Source organism: Streptomyces sp. NPDC041713 (assembly GCF_055591085.1).
In genome coordinates, this window is sequence record NZ_JBVIZY010000003.1 from 765,163 (window position 1) to 777,694 (window position 12,532).

Sequence of the window (12,532 nt, forward strand, 5' to 3'; positions counted from 1 at the left end):
TTGCCCGGCGCCGACACAGAAGAGCGCCGCGTGGCGCGTACTCTCCCTTGCCGTGGCTGACCGCATAGAGGCGGTCCATTGCGAAATCACGGAGTTGACGGGCGCGTGCCGAGACTCCGGAAGGTTTCGCATTTCGCATGTCCATTTCCAGTTCTGACAACGCCGTCCTGCCCGAGAACGAGATCGTCGAGGCCGTTGCGGCCGCCGAGGCCGTCGAGGCTCCCGCGACCGTCGAGACCGTAGAGGTCGCCCAGGCCGCCGAGACCGTCGAGGCCCCGGCCGCCGAGTCCCCGGCCGTCGAGGCGCAGGACGACGCCGAGGTCACCGCCGAGGCCGCCCCGGCCGACGCCGAGGCCGACGCCGACGCCGAGCCCGAGACCACCTTCGGAGACCTCGGTCTGCCCGAGGGCATCGTCCGCAAGCTCGCGCAGAACGGCGTGACCACCCCCTTCCCGATCCAGGCCGCGACCATCCCGGACGCCCTGGCCGGCAAGGACATCCTCGGCCGCGGCCGCACCGGCTCCGGCAAGACCCTCTCCTTCGGTCTGCCGATGCTGGCGACGCTGGCCTCCGACGGCCGCACCGAGAAGAAGAAGCCCCGCGGCGTCATCCTGACCCCGACCCGCGAGCTCGCGATGCAGGTCGCGGACGCCCTCCAGCCGTACGGCGACGTGCTCGGCCTGAAGATGAAGGTCGTCTGCGGCGGTACGTCGATGGGCAACCAGATCTACGCCCTGGAGCGCGGCGTCGACATCCTCGTCGCCACCCCGGGCCGGCTGCGCGACCTCATCAACCGAGGCGCCTGCTCCCTGGAGAACACCCAGATCGCCGTCCTCGACGAGGCCGACCAGATGTCGGACCTGGGCTTCCTGCCCGAGGTCACCGAGCTGCTCGACCAGGTCCCCGGCGGCGGCCAGCGCATGCTGTTCTCGGCCACGATGGAGAACGAGATCTCCACGCTGGTCAAGCGTTACCTGAACAACCCGGTGACGCACGAGGTCGACAGCGCCCAGGGCAACGTCACGACCATGACGCACCACATCCTCATCGTGAAGCCGCGCGACAAGGCTCCGGTCACGGCCGCCATCGCCGCCCGCAAGGGCCGCACGATCATCTTCGTCCGCACCCAGCTGGGCGCCGACCGCATCGCCGAGCAGCTCTGCGACTCGGGTGTGAAGGCCGACGCGCTGCACGGCGGCATGACGCAGGGCGCTCGTACGCGCGTTCTGGAGGACTTCAAGAAGGGCTACGTCAACGCCCTCGTCGCCACCGACGTCGCCGCCCGCGGCATCCACGTCGACGGCATCGACCTGGTCCTGAACGTGGACCCGGCCGGCGACCACAAGGACTACCTGCACCGCTCCGGCCGTACGGCTCGCGCGGGCCGCAGCGGCACGGTCGTCTCCCTCTCGCTGCCGCACCAGCGCCGCCAGATCTTCCGCCTCATGGAGGACGCCGGCGTCGACGCCAGCCGCCACATCATCAACGGCGGCGGCACCTTCGAGCCGGAGGTCGCCGAGATCACCGGCGCCCGCTCCATGACCGAGGTGCAGGCCGACTCCGCGGGCAACGCCGCGACCCAGGCCGAGCGTGAGGTCAAGGACCTCACCAAGGAGCTGGAGCGCGCGCAGCGCCGCGCCGCCGAGCTGCGCGAGGAGGCCGACCGCCTCACCGCGCGTGCCGCCCGCGAGCGCGGTGACGACCCGGAGGCCGCCATCGCCGAGGCCGCTGCCGCCGCCGAGGCGGTCGTCGAGGCCGCCGTCGCGTCGGTGCCGGAGCAGCCGGCCCCCGCCGCCGAGCGTTCCTCCTCGTACGAGAACCGCCGTCCGCAGCGCGACGAGCGCGGCAACTACGAGCGTGACCGTCGCGGCGACAACCGCGGTGGCGGCTTCAGCCGTGACCGTCGGGACGACAACCGTGGCGGCGGCTTCAACCGTGACCGTCGCGACGAGCGTCGTGACGACCGTGGCGGCCGTTCCTTCGAGCGCCGTGACGACAACCGCGGTGGCGGCTTCAACCGTGACCGTCGTGACGACCGTGGCGGCCGTTCCTTCGAGCGCCGTGACGACAACCGTGGCGGTGGCTTCAACCGCGAGCGTCGTGACGACCGTGGCGGCCGTCCCTTCGAGCGCCGTGACGACAACCGCGGTGGCGGCTTCAGCCGTGACCGTCGTGACGACAACCGCGGTGGCGGCTTCCGCCGGGACGACAACCGCGGCGGCAGCAGCTTCCGTCGCGACGACCGCCCCTCCGGTGGCCACCGCGGCAGCGACCGTCCCTTCAACCGCGACCGCCGCGACGACCGCCCCGCGGGCGGCGCCCGCTCCGGCGGCCACGACCGCCCGTCGTTCAACCGCGACCGTGACCGCTCCGGCACCGGCACCGGCTCCTTCGGCCGCCGCGACGACAAGCCGCGCTGGAAGCGCAACGGCTGAGCGAACGCCGAGCCGCTGAACTGATCCACCCGAAGGGCCCGCACGACACCACGTCGTGCGGGCCCTTCGGCGTGTGCGGGGTGCGCCGTCCGGCGATGCCTGTGTCGATGTCAGTACCCGCTGTTACCTTCGGAGTTGATCGGAGTGGGGGCCCGGTGGGGAGCGGGCCGACAGGGAGGGGAATCTGTGATGCGTCATGCCTTCGCGCGCTGCGCGTTAGCCGTCGTGCTCGGTTCATCGGCGGTCGTCGCCACGCCATGGATGGCCGCGGCGGCGGAGAACCGCCCGCCGGACCAGCCGACGCGGGCCGATCTGCGGACCGGCGACGCCCCGTGCGCGTCCGGCGCGGACCGGGCGTACGTACGGCGTGCGCCGGTCCTGAGCGCGACGCTGCGCGACCCGGACCCGGTGCCGCTGCCGTCCAGGGCGCGGCTGACGGCCGAGTTCGAGGTCGCCTGGCAGGACGCGGCGGGGGAGCGTCAGGTGCGGACGGGCCGGACGGGACCTTCGTACATCGACCGTCCCGAAACCTGGACCGTCCCCGAGGACGTGCCGGCGGCCACCGAGGTGAGCTGGCGGGTGCGGGCCTTCGACGGCACGGCGTGGGGGCCGTGGAGTTCCGACGGGACCACGGGTACCTGTGCGTTCGTCGTGGACAAGGAGAAACCGGCGCGGCCCTCGGTGTCGTCGGCCGCATACCCGGACGACGGCAAGTGGCACGACGGCGTGGGCGTGCGGGGTACGTTCGAGGCCGCCTCCGCGTCGCCGGACACGGCGAAGTACGTCTACACCTTCATGGGGGACACGCCGGAAACCGTCGTGCCCGAACGGCTCGGTGGTCCGGTCGCGTTCAGCCGGCTGCCCGAAAGCCCGGGTCCGACGTCGGTCACGGTCGAGGCCGTGGACCGCGCCGGGAACCGGAGCGAGCAGGCGACGTACCGGTTCCGCGTGGACGAGGGCAGCAAGCCGGTCGCCCACTGGAAGCTGGCCGATCCCGCGGGGTCCACCGAGGCGTCCGCCGAAGCGGGCGACAGGCCCGCAGTGGCGGGTGGCGGTGTCACCTTCGGTGCGGAGGGGCCGGCTCGGACGACGGTGGATCGCGCGACGGAGCTGGACGGTTCGGCCGGCGCGTATCTGTCGTCGGGCGCCCCGGCGGTGGACACCGGCAAGGCCTTCTCGGTGAGCGCCTGGGTGCGGCCCGACGAGGTGGACGGGGCCATGGCCGCGGTGAGTCAGGACGGCACGGGCACGGCCGCCTATCGCCTCGGGACCGACGGCGACGGGGCGTGGTCCTTCGCGCTCGGCGGGCCGGGCGGCACGGTCGTGCGGGCGAAGGGCGGTACCCCGGAGAGCGGGGAGTGGGCGCACCTGACCGGTGTGTACGACGCCGGGGTGAAGACGGCGGCACTGTATGTGAACGGCCGTCGCGTCGACTCGGTGGAGGATGCCCCGGCACCCGCGGGAAGCGGCGCCGCCCAGATGGGCCGGGCCCTGGGAGCGGCCGGGCAGGGGTCGAACTGGAACGGCCGGATCGCCGACGTACGGGCGTGGGGCAGGGTCGTCGTCCCGGAGGAGGCGGCGGAACTCGCCGGGCGCGAGGCCGTGCACACGGGGCACTGGCGGTTCGACGAGGCGGCCGGGAGAACCAGTCCCGAGCAGGGCGGCGGGCAGCCGATGAGACTGGGCGGTGACGCCCTGATCCGCCACGACGACCAGACCTGCGACCCGCTGGACCCGGAGTGCGGCCCCGGCAACCCGCCCATCGTGGGCGAGGGCGAGCTGGTCCTCGACGGTGACGGCGATTTCGCGGCGACCGACGGCCCGGTCGTGGCCACGGACGACAGCTTCTCGCTGGCGGCGCACGTGCGGATCGACCCGGCCGCGGAGAACGGCACGATGACGCTTCTCTCGCTGCCGGGCGAGAACACCGGCCTCGCCACTCTGCGGTACGCACCGGAGCGCCGGGCATGGGAGCTGACCCTGGCTCACGAGGACCGGGCGGGTGCGGAGACGACCACGTTGAAGGCCGACGGGGCGCGGCGCGGGGCGCCGCAGCATCTGGCGGTGGTGTACGACGACGGGGCCGACGAGGTGCTGTTGTACGTCGACGGCTCGGTGCGGGCGCGGGCGCCGTTCCACCACATGTGGCGGGCCGCGGGCGGGCTGCAGGCCGGGCGGGCCCCGGTGGCGGACGGCTGGGGCGAGTTCCTGACCGGCGCGGTGGACGATGTGCACGCCTTCGCGGGGGCGGTGAGCGAGCGGGAGGTGTCGGCGATGGCCGTCGAAGGCTGACGCCTCGGGTCGCGCCGGCTGGTGTGGGGACGGATGTGGCCCGGACGGATTTGGTCGAGCCCCGCGCATGTCGTGCCCCCGGCGAGGGAATCGCTGGGGGCATGACAAAAGACTCGGCCGGGGAGGTCGACTCCCCGCCACCACCACCCGGCGCCGGTTCCGACGAGGAGCGGCTCGCTCAGCTCGGTTACAGCCAGGTCCTCGCGCGGCGCATGTCCGCGTTCTCCAACTACGCCGTCTCGTTCACGATCATCTCGGTGCTCTCCGGGTGCCTGACCATGTATCTGTTCGGGATGAACACCGGCGGGCCCGCGCTCATCACCTGGGGGTGGGTCGGGGTCGGGCTGATGACGCTGTTCGTCGGGCTCGCCATGGCCGAGATCTGTTCCGCGTACCCGACCTCCGCCGGGCTCTACTTCTGGGCGCACCGGCTGGCGCCGGCGCGGTCCGCCGCCGCGTGGGCGTGGTTCACGGGGTGGTTCAACGTGCTGGGGCAGGTCGCCGTGACCGCCGGGATCGACTTCGGGGCGGCGTCCTTCCTCGGCGCGTACCTCAACCTGCAGTTCGACTTCACCGTCACCGAGGAGCGCACGATCCTGCTCTTCGCCGCGATCCTCGTCCTGCACGGACTGCTCAACACCTTCGGCGTGCGCATCGTCGGGCTGCTCAACAGCATCAGCGTGTGGTGGCACGTGGGCGGCGTCGCCGTCATCGTCGGCGCGCTCGCGTTCGCGCCGGACTCGCATCAGTCGGCGTCCTTCGTCTTCACGGAGTTCGTGAACAACACGGGGTGGGGCAGCGGGCTGTACGTCACCCTCATCGGGCTCCTGATGGCGCAGTACACCTTCACCGGCTACGACGCCTCCGCGCACATGACCGAGGAGACCCACGACGCCTCGACCGCCGGCCCCAAGGGCATCGTCCGCTCCATCTGGACCTCCTGGATCGCGGGGTTCGTGCTGCTGCTCGGCTTCACCTTCGCCATCCAGTCGTACGAGGGGGCCCGCGGCTCGGCGACGGGTGCGCCGCCCGCCCAGATCCTCCTCGACGCGCTCGGGGCGACGGCCGGCAAACTGCTCCTGCTCGTCGTGATCGGCGCGCAGCTCTTCTGCGGCATGGCGTCGGTCACCGCCAACTCCCGTATGATCTACGCCTTTTCGCGGGACGGCGCGTTGCCGTTCTCGCACCTGTGGCACACCGTCAGCCCGCGCACGCGGACCCCGGTCGCCGCGGTCTGGCTGGCCGCGCTCGGCGCGCTGGTGCTCGGCCTGCCGTACCTGATCAACGTCACGGCGTACGCGGCGGTGACCTCGATCGCGGTCATCGGGCTCTACATCGCGTACGTCGTGCCGACGCTGCTGCGGCTGCGCAAGGGCGACGCCTTCGAGCGCGGGCCGTGGCACCTGGGGCGCTGGTCGCGGCCGGTCGGCGTGGTCGCGGTGGCCTGGGTCGGCGTGATCACCGTCCTCTTCATGCTGCCGCAGGTCTCGCCGGTCACCTGGGAGACGTTCAACTACGCCCCGATCGCCGTCCTCGTCGTCCTCGGCTTCGCGGCGGCGTGGTGGCTGGCGTCGGCACGGCACTGGTTCCTCAACCCCGACCACGCCCGCACCCGGGCCCGAGTCGCGGCCCGCGCGGGCCTTCCGGAACCCCTGGATCCGTAACCGGTACGGCCCTCGACGGCGATACCCGATCGGATGGCGCGGCCCGTCCCGCTATGCTCGGGGGTGCACCGACGGGGACCGTTAGCTCAATTGGCAGAGCAGTGGACTTTTAATCCATTGGTTGTGGGTTCGAGTCCCACACGGTCTACGGCTCAGGCCCAGGTCAGATGACGTCTGATCTGGGCCTGTGGTGCATCTTGACGGTGAAGGGGCGGACATCATGGACTGGCGTCGGTTCGCGCTGCAGATGGCGTCGATGGCACGTGATCTTCTGGCGCAGGATTCGGTCGACGCCACGCTGCGGCAGATCAGCGCGTCGGCGGTCGATCTGGTGGACGGCTGCGACGCGGCGGGCATCCTCGTCATCCGGGGCGGCAGGGTGGAGACGCTGGCCGCCACCGCGCAGCTCGTCGTCGACAGCGACCGGCTGCAGGAGCAGCTCGGCGAGGGCCCCTGTTTCGACGCCGCGCGCAAGTCGGTGGGCGAGCGGGTCTTCCGTATCGCCGACATCACCCGGGAACAGCCCCGCTGGCCCGCCTACGCCCCGCGCGCCCGGGCGCTCGGCGTCGGCAGCATGATGGGCTTCCTGCTCTTCACCGAGGACGAGGACCTGGGCGCCCTCAACCTCTACTCGTCCCGTACGGGCGCCTTCACGGAGGCCAGTGAGGTGGCCGGCTGGCTGTTCGCCTCGCACGCCGCGGTCGCGTTGTCCAACGCCCGCGACCACGCCCAGCTGAAAGAGGCGATGAGCACCCGGCACACCATCGGCGAGGCCATGGGCATCCTCATGGGCCGGCACCACATCGCGGAGGACGCGGCGTTCGACGTGCTGCGGCGGTACTCGCAGGAGAACAACCTGAAGCTGCGCGACGTGGCTCGGCGGGTCTGCGAGGAGGGCGGGGTGGAGTGACCGGGCGCCGCCCCGCGCACCCCGTTCGCGCGGCTCCCCCGGCTCTCTGCTGAACCGGAGGAACCTGGCCGGGGCAGCCCTCTAGAGGAACGCCGCTGGTCCCCGGCCTGCCCACCAGGTCCCCCTCTCAGCGCACCTCACACCTCGCGCCTACGAGGACGTGCGGACCGCCGCGACCTCGAACTCCACGGTCACCTTCGAACTGACGACGAGCGTGTCCACGGGGTTGGCGCGCACGCCCCAGTCCTTGCGGTCGAGGGTGGCGCTGCCCCGGAAGCCGACGCGGAGCCCGCCCTGCGCGTCGCGCTCGCCGCCGGTCGTCTCGACGTCCAGGGTGAGCGGCCGGGTCGTGCCGCGCAGCGTCAGGTCGCCGGTGACTCGGAAACGTACGCCGTCCACCTGCTCCACCCCGGTCGAGGTGAAGGTGATGTCGGGGTGGCCGGCGGCGTCCAGGAACTTCTTGCGCAGCGGGTCGTCGCGCATCTTGTTGCCGGTCTGCAGGCTCCGCGACCGGATGGTGAGCCGGATGCCGGACTTCGCCGGGTCGTCGCCGTCGAGGTGCGCGCTGCCCTCGAACTCCTCGAACTCACCCCGTACTTGGGGCCCCACGGAGTGCTTGCCGATGAACCCGAGCCGGGTGCGGCCGGTGTCGAGGACGTACTCGCCGCTCAGCTCACTGAGCTCGGTGATGGTCGACATGCTTGGTCACTCCTGGAAGGGAAGAGGCGGTGAGCGTGCGGTGCAACCGGTCACGGGAGAAGGCGTCGCGTCCCGCCCCGACGATACCGCCGCGGCCCACCCCCACCAGGGTCCCTCCAGCGGCGGCCGACTCGGGGTCAAGTGGGGGCGCCGTGCCCCTCCCGGCGTCAGGTGAGCGCGTTGTGCCCTCCCGGGGGCAGGTGGGGAGCGCCGCGCCCCTCCTGTGGCCGCCGTGGTGTTGACTGGCCGACTTCCGCCGCACCTCTGGAGGGATCGCAGTGCCGCAGCCCGAGTCGCAGGCCGACCACCGGCCGCATCCGCAGGCCCCCCGTCCGCCGCGGGGCCGGCCACCACGACTCGGCGTCGTCGTCATCACCATGGGCAACCGCCCGAGTGAACTCGACGCCCTCCTCGCGTCCGTGGCCTTCCAGGACGTGCCGCCGCACCGCGTCGTCGTCCTCGGCAACGGCTCGCCCCTCCCCGAACTGCCGCCGATCCCCGGCACGTTGACGAAGATCGAGCTCGACGAGAACCTCGGTTGCCCCGGTGGCCGCAACGTGGCCATCGAGCGGCTGATGGAGTTCGGCGACGTGGACGTCGTCGTGGAGCTGGACGACGACGGGCTGCTCGTCGACAGCGACGTCTTCCGCCGGATCCGGGACCTGTTCGCCGCCGACCCGCGCCTGGGCATCGCCGGGTTCCGCATCGCCGACGAGACGGGCGAGACCCAGCGGCGCCACATCCCCCGGCTGCGCGCCGACGACCCCATGCGGCGCGGTCTCGTCACCGCCTTCCTCGGCGGCGGGCACGCCTTCTCCGCCGAGATGCTGGTGCGGACCGGGACCTGGCCCGCCCAGTTCTTCTTCGGACACGAGGAGACCGACCTCGCCTGGCGGGCCGTCGACGCCGGCTGGAAGATCCTCTACGAGCCGGCCCTGCTGCTCCAGCACCCCAAGACCTCCCCGGCCCGGCACGCGGTCTACCACCGCTACACCGCGCGCAACCGCGTCTGGCTGGTCCGGCGCCGCCTTCCGCTCCCGCTGATCCCCGTCCACCTCGGCATCTGGACGCTCCTCACGGTGGCCCGCACGCGCTCGCTGTCCGGCCTTCGGGCCTGGGCCGCTGGCTTCGCCGAAGGGCTGCGGACGCCGTGCGGCGGGCGCAGGCCGATGCGGTGGCGCACGGTGTGGCGGCTGACGCGACTGGGGCGGCCACCGGTGATCTGAGCCGCGCCGGGACCCAACTGGTTGCCACCCCTCTCGGGGCCCCACGCCCCCGAACGGAGCATTCCGGTCGGCGGAGGTGGGGTGGGCGGGACACGCTGGACTGCCGGGGCGGTGGGACCGTTCCCGGGTGGATTCGGAGGTGCAGCAATGGGCGCAGCCGTGCGTCGCACGGGGCGGCGGGTGGTCTGTCTGCTCGTCGTGCCTCTTCTCGTCCTCGCCGCGGGCTGCGGGAGTGGTCAGGGAGGCGGGGCGGGCGCTCGTACGACCGCCGCGCGCCCCCTCGACCTGCCGTTCACGCACCCCGGCGTCCTCGTCGGCAAGGAGCAGCTCGACCGGGTGCGCGCGCACGTCCGGGCGGGGGAGCAGCCCTGGGCCAAGGCCTTCGAGCAGATGCGGGGCAGCAGGTTCGCGGCGGACGACTACAAGCCGACCCCGTACCCCGTCGTCGAGTGCCCGCCCGACACCCGCCCCGGGCAGGGCTGCGTCGAGGAGCGTGAGGACGCCCTCGCCGCGTACACCCAGGCGCTGCTCTGGAACATCACCGGCGACCGCGCGCACGCCAAGAAGGCCGTGCAGATCATGGACGCCTGGTCGAAGGTGATCACCGGGCACACGGAGGCCAACGCCGGGTTGCAGACCGCGTGGGCCGCGACCTCCTGGGCGCGCGCCGCCGAGGCCGTGCGCTACACCTACGACGGCTGGAACGACGGCTCGCTGCTGCGGTTCGAGCGGATGCTGCGCAACGCCTACCTGCCCCAGGTCAGGGACGGTTCCGCCGACTTCAACGGCAACTGGGACCTGGTGATGGCCGACGCCACCATGTCGATGGCCGTCTTCCTCGACGACCACGCCACGTTCGAGAAGGCCGTGCACCACTTCCGCACGCGCGTGCCCGCGTACTTCTATCTGGAGTCCGACGGGAAGCTGCCCGTCTCCCCGGAGGGCAGCGGCATCGACACCGCCCCCGAGCTGCGGAGGTACTGGTTCGGGCAGGGCACCTTCGTCGACGGCATCTCCCAGGAGACCTGCCGCAACTTCAAGCACGCCAGTTACTCGCTGGCCGCCACCGCGCACATGGCGGAGACCGCCCGCCACCAGGGCGTCGACCTGTACGGGGAGGTCCAGGACCGGCTGCGGGCCGCCTTCGAGTTCCACTCCCGGTACCAGCTGGGCGAGAAGGCGCCGGGCTGGCTCTGCGGCGGCCGGGTGCAGCGCGACATGGGGCCCGACACGGAGGTCGGCCTCAACCACCTGCGGGGACGGCAGCATCTGGACATGCCGCAGACCCAGCGGTTCACCGAGCAGCGGCGTCCCGAGGGCACGGACGGGCTCTTCGTCGCCTGGGAGACGCTCACGCACGCGGACAACCCGTAGGGGGCGCCGGGTGCCCGTAGGGGCGGCCGTAGGAGCGGCTCCGGCGGCCGCGGGGAAGTGGTTCGACGCACCCCTCCGCATGGCGTAGTGTTGTGTTCACCGACGCGGGGTGGAGCAGCTCGGTAGCTCGCTGGGCTCATAACCCAGAGGTCGCAGGTTCAAATCCTGTCCCCGCTACTGAAGGCCCAGGGCCGGAAGCATCAGCTTCCGGCCCTGGGTTTTTTTTCGGGTCCCTTGCCCCCAGCCCTCGTGCTCCCCTACGGGTTTCGCCGGCCCCGTAACCCGGTCGGCCCGCACCGGCTCGCCCCCGCTCCCCTCCGGGGGAACCCTGGACGGAGCGCGGTGATGGGCGCGGAGTCGGCGGGAGACAAGCGGTGGGGCAGCGAGGCGGAACCGGCGACAGGGGTGCCACCGCGCACGAGCGGACGTTCGTCCGCGCGCTCCCCCTGCTGCTGCTCCTCGTCGGGGTCGTGTACGACGTCTCGACCCCGCCCGAGTTCACCGCCGCGCCCCTCTTCACGGCCGCCCCGCTGATCGCCGCCCCCTTCTACTCGCTCCTGAGCACCGTCCTGACCGGCGCCGCCGCCACCGCCGCCGTCCTCGTCCTGCACGTCGGGAACGTGAGCAGCAGCCACGTGGAGGCCGTCACCGAGGTGCTCACCGTGGTCACCGTCGCGGCCCTCGCGATCGTCATCAACCGCGTCGTGCGCCGCGGCAACGACCGGCTCGCCAACGCACGTTCCATCGCCGAGACGACCCAGCGCGCCGTGCTGCCCGAGCCGGACCCGCGGATCGGCGGGCTCGACATCGCCGCGCGGTACGAGGCCGCGCAGGCAGACGCCTTCATCGGGGGGGATCTGTACGCCGTGCAGGACACCCCGCACGGGGTCCGGCTCATCGTCGGCGACGTACGAGGCAAGGGCATGGGCGCGGTCGCCGCGGTCGCCGTCGTCATCGGCGCCTTCCGGGAGGCCGCCGAGCAGGAGGCCACCCTGGAGGCCGTGGCGCAGCGCCTGGAGCGGGCGCTGGCCCGCGAGGGCACCCGGCGCGACGGCCTCGACGCGTTCGAGGGCTTCACCACCGCCGTCCTCGCCGAGTTCCGGCACGCCGACGGCCGGGTACGGCTGATCAACCGGGGGCACCCGTCCCCGCTGCTGCTGCGCGGCGACGGGCGGCTGTGCGTCATGTCGGCGAGCGAGCCCGCGCTGCCGCTCGGCATGGGCGATCTCGGCATCTGGCCGGACCGGGCCGACGAGACCGAGTTCCCGCCCGGCGCGACGCTGCTCTTCTACACGGACGGCCTGTCGGAGGCGCGGGACGCGGCGGGGGAGTTCTACGATCCCGCGACCCGGCTCGGCGGGCGGATCTTCCCCGGGCGCGGGGGCCCGCGGGCGCTGCTCGCCGCGCTCGCGGAGGAGGTGCGGCGGCACACCGGGGGCCGGATGACGGACGACATGGCGTTGCTCGCGGTGCGCCGGCCGGTCGCCGGGGATCCCGACGTCACCACCGGTGACTGAAGTGCACCGCTCCGCATAACAACTGACGTACTGTCAAGGGAATGTGAAATTCCGGTGTGGACCAAGGCGGGGCCAACTCGCCCCGTTCCGCCCCCGCGTGTCCCGGTACGTACAGCCGATCGGCGTTAACGATCAACCGGAACAGCTTGGAATACCGACCCGCTGTCTATTAACGTTCGATAACGCAGCGCGGTCGTCCCAGCCGTCACTAGAGGCGGCTCCGCGCGCACGCGCCTAATCCCGCAAGGGAGCCGGGGAACCACTAACTTGGGGTGAATCGGACCTCTGCCGCGCCTGCACGCATGCCTCGAACCAGTCATGCGCGCACACGTCGGCAGCTGCCCGTAGGAGACCTTCCTGCTCCGAACCCGTCAGCTAACCCGGTAGGCGAGAAGGAAGGAAAGGAGTGCGCCCC

Annotated in this window: 8 protein-coding genes, 2 tRNA genes and 1 riboswitch; of the genes, 9 read left to right on the forward strand and 1 reads right to left on the reverse strand. The window is 72.2% G+C overall.

What is annotated here, in order from left to right; translation table 11 throughout:
- The first annotated feature begins 137 nt into the window (after window positions 1–137).
- From ACZ6CV_RS13135 to ACZ6CV_RS13155, 5 genes are all read left to right on the forward strand, one after another.
- Complete coding sequence (locus tag ACZ6CV_RS13135) at window positions 138–2,435, forward strand: DEAD/DEAH box helicase (RefSeq protein ID WP_469250849.1); 2,298 nt, start codon at window positions 138–140, stop codon at window positions 2,433–2,435.
- Between the two features lie 225 nt (window positions 2,436–2,660).
- Complete coding sequence (locus ACZ6CV_RS13140; protein ID WP_469250850.1) at window positions 2,661–4,727, forward strand: laminin G domain-containing protein; 2,067 nt, start codon at window positions 2,661–2,663, stop codon at window positions 4,725–4,727.
- A 101-nt stretch (window positions 4,728–4,828) separates the two neighbouring features.
- Complete coding sequence (locus ACZ6CV_RS13145) at window positions 4,829–6,391, forward strand: amino acid permease (RefSeq protein ID WP_469250851.1); 1,563 nt, start codon at window positions 4,829–4,831, stop codon at window positions 6,389–6,391.
- Window positions 6,392–6,466: 75 nt separating this feature from the next.
- Window positions 6,467–6,539: transfer RNA gene (locus ACZ6CV_RS13150), tRNA-Lys, on the forward strand.
- 72 nt (window positions 6,540–6,611) lie between these two features.
- A complete protein-coding gene (locus tag ACZ6CV_RS13155) occupies window positions 6,612–7,301 on the forward strand; it encodes a GAF and ANTAR domain-containing protein (RefSeq protein ID WP_469250852.1) in 690 nt (229 codons plus the stop codon).
- 150 nt (window positions 7,302–7,451) lie between these two features.
- Here ACZ6CV_RS13155 and ACZ6CV_RS13160 read toward each other — a convergent pair whose 3' ends face one another.
- The gene (locus ACZ6CV_RS13160; protein WP_469250853.1) at window positions 7,452–8,000 is read right to left on the reverse strand and encodes a YceI family protein; all 549 of its coding nucleotides are present in this window, start codon (window positions 7,998–8,000) and stop codon (window positions 7,452–7,454) included.
- A 377-nt stretch (window positions 8,001–8,377) separates the two neighbouring features.
- On the opposite strand from ACZ6CV_RS13160, the gene ACZ6CV_RS13165 reads away from it, so the two are divergent.
- The 4 genes from ACZ6CV_RS13165 to ACZ6CV_RS13180 all read left to right on the forward strand — a co-directional run bounded on the left by ACZ6CV_RS13165 (window position 8,378) and on the right by ACZ6CV_RS13180 (window position 12,117).
- Complete coding sequence (locus ACZ6CV_RS13165) at window positions 8,378–9,226, forward strand: glycosyltransferase family 2 protein (protein ID WP_469250910.1); 849 nt, start codon at window positions 8,378–8,380, stop codon at window positions 9,224–9,226.
- 147 nt (window positions 9,227–9,373) lie between these two features.
- Window positions 9,374–10,600 (forward strand): alginate lyase family protein, encoded by a 1,227-nt coding sequence (locus tag ACZ6CV_RS13170; protein WP_469250854.1) that lies wholly within the window; start codon window positions 9,374–9,376, stop codon window positions 10,598–10,600.
- A gap of 103 nt (window positions 10,601–10,703) precedes the next feature.
- Window positions 10,704–10,777: transfer RNA gene (locus ACZ6CV_RS13175), tRNA-Met, on the forward strand.
- 197 nt (window positions 10,778–10,974) lie between these two features.
- A complete protein-coding gene (locus tag ACZ6CV_RS13180) occupies window positions 10,975–12,117 on the forward strand; it encodes a PP2C family protein-serine/threonine phosphatase (RefSeq protein WP_469250855.1) in 1,143 nt (380 codons plus the stop codon).
- A 221-nt stretch (window positions 12,118–12,338) separates the two neighbouring features.
- Window positions 12,339–12,522, forward strand: a riboswitch (cyclic di-AMP (ydaO/yuaA leader).
- Window positions 12,523–12,532 lie beyond the last annotated feature (10 nt).

Bases quoted from the DNA above. Each gene is read 5' to 3' on its own strand.
- ACZ6CV_RS13160 (WP_469250853.1), bottom strand. From the start codon at position 8,000: ATGTCGACCATCACCGAGCTCAGTGAGCTGAGCGGCGAGTACGTCCTC.
- ACZ6CV_RS13165 (WP_469250910.1), top strand. From the start codon at position 8,378: ATGGGCAACCGCCCGAGTGAACTCGACGCCCTCCTCGCGTCCGTGGCC.
- ACZ6CV_RS13135 (WP_469250849.1), top strand. From the start codon at position 138: ATGTCCATTTCCAGTTCTGACAACGCCGTCCTGCCCGAGAACGAGATC.
- ACZ6CV_RS13170 (WP_469250854.1), top strand. From the start codon at position 9,374: ATGGGCGCAGCCGTGCGTCGCACGGGGCGGCGGGTGGTCTGTCTGCTC.
- ACZ6CV_RS13145 (WP_469250851.1), top strand. From the start codon at position 4,829: ATGACAAAAGACTCGGCCGGGGAGGTCGACTCCCCGCCACCACCACCC.
- ACZ6CV_RS13155 (WP_469250852.1), top strand. From the start codon at position 6,612: ATGGACTGGCGTCGGTTCGCGCTGCAGATGGCGTCGATGGCACGTGAT.